2 protein-coding genes and 1 pseudogene are annotated in these 2,792 nt (G+C 69.4%); all 3 read left to right on the top strand.

Going from position 1 to position 2,792, the window contains the following annotated elements:
* Positions 1-287 precede the first annotated feature (287 nt).
* Positions 288-569, top strand: a complete 282-nt coding sequence (locus ACWD3D_RS35685; RefSeq protein ID WP_328719183.1) for an acylphosphatase — start codon at positions 288-290, stop codon at positions 567-569.
* A 435-nt stretch (positions 570-1,004) separates the two neighbouring features.
* Positions 1,005-1,214 (top strand): hypothetical protein, encoded by a 210-nt coding sequence (locus tag ACWD3D_RS35680; RefSeq protein WP_266709608.1) that lies wholly within the window; start codon positions 1,005-1,007, stop codon positions 1,212-1,214.
* A gap of 383 nt (positions 1,215-1,597) precedes the next feature.
* Positions 1,598-2,698: pseudogene (locus ACWD3D_RS35675) on the top strand (chromosome segregation SMC family protein); the annotation flags it as partial.
* Between the last annotated feature and the right edge of the window lie 94 nt (positions 2,699-2,792).

Below are 2,792 nucleotides of genomic sequence, written 5' to 3'. Positions count from 1 at the left end.
CCCAGCAGCCCGGCGCGCACCGGCAGGGGCACCCGCCGCTTCGTCCGGCGGGCGCCGCCGTGCCGTCCTCCGGAAGACACCGGGGCGGGTTCGTCAGCGGCGGATCGTCGGTGGCGTCCCATGCGCTGTGCCTTCCTCGTGCCGTTCGGCGGCCCCGGTGATCCCCGGGGACGTCACCGTGTCCGTGGTTCTCACCCGATCGGGTGAGCTGTTTGCGACCGGACTGTACGCCATGAACGGACGGCCGCGAGGGGCTTCGGGCGGCCCGGTCCGGTTAGCGTTCCCGTATGAGTGAAGACGCACGACTCGTGGTGTGGGTACGCGGCCGAGTACAGCAAGTAGGGTTCCGCTGGTTCACCAGGGCAAACGCTCTGGAGATCGGAGGACTGGCCGGCTTCGCCCTCAATCTGGACGACGGCAGGGTGCAGGTCGTCGCCGAGGGAGCACGTGAGAATTGCCACCGTCTGCTGGAGTGGCTGCGCTCCGACGACACGCCCGGACGCGTGGACGGAGTGACTGAGATCTGGGACACCCCGCGCGGCGGCTACGACGGGTTCGCCATCCGGTGACCGACGCACCGCACGCCGGGGCGCAAGGTCCTCCGTGCGGCGCTCGCGACGCACCACCGTGGTGCGCGCCGGCCGACGGCACCCGGAGTGACCTGCGGTGAAGTCCCGGCGCGCCCCGGTGTTGCCAAGGGGCGTGGGGCATGCGAAGCTACCCGGTTGACCAAGATCGCCGAGGTCGGGCAGCCGTCCGACGGTGATGGTCCGGGTGATCGTCGGGCGGGCCGCCCCGGGGATGGTGGCGCCCACGGGGTGTGATCGTGTTGACCGTCAAACTTTTTGGTGAGACTCTGAAATCCCCGCGCACCTCAGCTGTTCGACAGGGCTGTTTCCGCAGCAACCGCAGTGATGACAAGAGCACTGCCGGGCATCGCGGGTGCGATTCCCTCACGACCCACACCGCTTCGGTCGGTCACTCAGTGTGGAGGACCATCCATCATGGCAAAGGCGCTTCTCGGTTACGTCGGCGGTTCCGACCCGCGACTCCTCGCCGAGATGCGACGGCTCCAGAAGCGCGTCCAGGACCTGGAATCCGAGCTCGTACGGATTCAGGACGAGAACGACGCGCTCAACGCCGCCGCCCAGCACCAGTCGCTGCTCGACGGCATCGACATCGATGTACCCCAGGCAGAGCCCGCTCTGACCTGACCGGTCGCCCGTAAGGGGCCGGCCGGGCCCGCCGGCATCTTCGGCGGCCCGGGAGCATTTCTGGATCGTCTTCACCGCGGATCCGCGGTACCGGACGCCGTGATCGCCCGCGATCACGGTCGAACGGCCACTGATCCGCCGTGCGGGACGACCCGCGGAACCTGATCACGGGACCGCGCACACGGGTGCTCCACGCTCCACCAGGGACGCTTCGGCGTCCCTTCTTTCTTTCCCCCTCGCGTCAACCCGGCTACCAGGTCCGCCCCCTGTCCCGGGTTCCGTCCCGCATCCCTTTCCCCAGGGAGATCAGCGGCGCGGTTAACGTCAGATGTGCCCTGCACCCTCAGCGGTGAAACCGTGTGCGAAAGGTAGAGTCCGGCGGCGTGCATCTCAAGGCCCTGACCCTGCGCGGTTTCAAGTCGTTCGCCTCCGCCACCACGCTGCGCTTCGAACCGGGGATCACCTGCGTCGTCGGACCCAACGGGTCGGGCAAGTCCAATGTGGTGGACGCCCTTTCCTGGGTCATGGGGGAACAGGGGGCCAAGTCCCTGCGCGGCGGCAAGATGGAGGACGTCATCTTCGCCGGGACGACCGGGCGCCCGCCGCTCGGCCGCGCCGAAGTCTCGCTGACCATCGACAACGCGGACGGCGCGCTGCCCATCGAGTACGCCGAGGTGACGATCACTCGGATCATGTTCCGCAACGGCGGCAGCGAGTACCAGATCAACGGCGACACCTGCCGGCTGCTCGACATCCAGGAACTCCTCTCCGACTCCGGCATCGGCCGCGAGATGCATGTCATCGTCGGCCAGGGGCAGTTGGACTCCGTCCTGCATGCCGATCCGATGGGCCGCCGGGCGTTCATCGAAGAGGCCGCCGGTGTCCTCAAGCACCGCAGGCGCAAGGAGAAGGCGCTGCGGAAACTCGACGCGATGGGTGCCAACCTGGCTCGCGTCCAGGACCTCACCGAGGAACTCCGCCGTCAGCTCAAGCCCCTCGGCAGGCAGGCGGCGGTCGCCCGGCGGGCCGCGGTGATCCAGGCGGATCTGCGCGACGCCCGGTTGCGGCTGCTCGCCGACGACCTGGTGACCCTGCGGGACGCGCTGCGCGAGGAGATCGCCGACGAGGCCGAGGCGAAACGCCGCAAGGAGTCCGCCGAGGCGCGGTTGAAGGAGGCCCTGGGCCGGGAGGCAGAGCTGGAGGGTGAAGTCCGTCGTCTCGCCCCGCGCCTCCAGCGGGCCCAGCAGAGCTGGCACGAACTGTCGCAACTGGCCGAACGGGTCAGGGGCACGATCTCGCTCGCCGACGCCCGGGTGAAGAGCGCCGCCGCCGTACCCGAGGAGGAGCGACGCGGCCGGGACCCCGAGGAGATGGAACGCGAGGCCGCCCGGATCCGCGAACAGGAGGCGGAGCTGACCGCCGCCCTGGAAGCCGCGGAACACGCGCTGGAGGACACCGCCGCGCACCGGTCCGAGCTGGAGCGCCGGTAGATCGTCCCGTTGTGCAGGACGAGTTCGGCGAGCGTCGGTACGCCGCCTTCGTCGAGCACCCTCAGCGGGTCCTCGTCGGAGAGGATCG

It is taken from the genome of Streptomyces sp. NPDC002690 (genome assembly GCF_053592415.1).
The sequence above is the reverse complement of the archived record's forward strand: the minus strand, read 5'-3'. Positions and strand labels throughout refer to the sequence as shown.